This is a genomic window from Micromonospora mangrovicola, assembly GCF_047200535.1.
Taxonomy (GTDB): domain Bacteria; phylum Actinomycetota; class Actinomycetes; order Mycobacteriales; family Micromonosporaceae; genus Micromonospora.
Genome location: NZ_JBJZOG010000254.1, coordinates 1 through 735 on the forward strand (window position 1 = coordinate 1; position 735 = coordinate 735).

The 735-nt window shown below is 68.4% G+C and carries 1 protein-coding gene; it reads right to left on the reverse strand.

The features are described from left to right. The gene (locus ACL02O_RS34345; RefSeq protein ID WP_412822347.1) at positions 1-588 is read right to left on the reverse strand and encodes a hypothetical protein; all 588 of its coding nucleotides are present in this window, start codon (positions 586-588) and stop codon (positions 1-3) included. Positions 589-735 lie beyond the last annotated feature (147 nt).

Consider the following 735-nt stretch of genomic DNA (forward strand, 5'->3'; position numbering starts at 1 on the left):
TCAGCTGTTGTTCCAGTGCTGGGCGACGAGGTCGGCGGCCTGCTGCTCCCACTGGGCGTAGGCGTCCGGGTAGGCCGAGACCTGCACGGTCTGGGCGGCCTGGGTCAGCGGCATGTCCTGCCAGCCGTCGACCTGCTTGAGGCCCTTCTCAAACGCCAAGGTCGCGTACTCGGGGTCGGTGATCTGCTCCGGCGTGCCCCACCCCGAGCTCGGGCGCTGCTGGAACAGGCCCAGCGAGTCGTGATCATTGGCGTCGCCGAGGTGGCCCAGGTTGTGCAGCTTCGACTCCTGCAGGCTGGTGGCGATCGAGATGACCGCCGCCCGCTGCGGCAGACCGGCCTTCTTCGTCGCGGCGATGATCGCCTTCACGTTGCCGGTCTGCTCGTCGTTGAGGTCGACACGCGACTGGACGCCCTGCACACCGTGCGGGATCAGCTTGCTGCTGTCGGGCTTGTCCGCCTGCACCGCGGCCGGCTTGCCCTCCACGGGGCGGGCCTCGGCGTGGGCGGCGATCGGACCGGCGAACACACCACCGGTGAACGCGAGACCAGCGATACCGAGCACGCTCTTACGAATGATCGTGTTCATGACTGAAGCTCCATTCGGGGGTCGGCGCACAGGCCACCGATGGGGGTCGGCATCCTGCACGCGAGCACCGTCAGGCGCCCAAAAGAATGAGGGGGAAAGTCTTCGGGGGGTTCGGCGCGCGGGGCAACAGGCCACTTCGCGGCGCCG